The organism is Sphingomonas sp. CCH9-F2 (assembly GCF_001556735.1).
GTDB classification, from domain to species: domain Bacteria; phylum Pseudomonadota; class Alphaproteobacteria; order Sphingomonadales; family Sphingomonadaceae; genus Sphingomonas; species Sphingomonas ginsenosidimutans.
In genome coordinates this window covers 1-723 of record NZ_LSJO01000455.1, presented here as the reverse complement: position 1 = coordinate 723, position 723 = coordinate 1, and the positions used below count along the sequence as shown (strand labels likewise).

1 protein-coding gene is annotated in these 723 nt (G+C 62.0%); it reads right to left on the bottom strand.

Going from position 1 to position 723, the window contains the following annotated elements; all coding sequences use genetic code 11:
- Window positions 1-523: MobQ family relaxase (gene mobQ, locus AX685_RS12600; protein WP_197418607.1), on the bottom strand; the 523-nt coding region annotated here is incomplete at its 3' end.
- Window positions 524-723: the final 200 nt, after the last annotated feature.

Sequence of the window (723 nt, the reverse complement as noted above, 5' to 3'; positions counted from 1 at the left end):
GCGCGCTCCACGCCTCGCGCCAGTCCTTCAACAGCTCGGTCGAGTTCCAGTCGCGATTCTTCTGGCCGAACCCCTCCGGGCCCACGTCGCGCATCGCCAGCATGACATGCGCGTGCGGCTTCGGGGTGCCGTCCTTCGCCTTGTCCCAATGCACATTGAGGTCCGCGACCATCCCGCGATCAACAAACTGCGTCTTCACAAAATCCCGCGCCAGCGCGACGCCCTGCTTCTCGTTCATCTCACGGGGAATGGAAAACTCCACCTCGCGGGCAAGCTGCGCGTCCTTGCGCTTCTCCCCCGCCTCCACCTCGTTCCACAAGGTCGCGCGGTCGTTTAAACGCTCCGGCGCGCCTTCCGGCAACATGATCTCGGAGTGGGTCACGCCCGCCTTGTTGCTGAAATCGTGATCGCGGTTTAGCCGATCGTCATGTAACTCGGACGCGGAACGATAGGCGGCGCTCGCGACGGCGCTCGATCCGTTCGCGCGGCTGACAACCTTGGCGGAGAAGTGGTAGATCGCCATGACGCCCCGCTTATTGCACTTCTGAGCGCACGTCGGCAACGACGTATAAGCGCGCACTCACAATCCGCTGCGCTTCTCGTGACTGACTTGCTGGTGCTTCTTGGTCGATCTCGCTTTACCCGCATACTGGGTGCGCTAAGGTGCTGCCAGATAGTGCGCGGAAAGGTAAAGCCGATGCGGAAGGTTCGCGATTACGATGC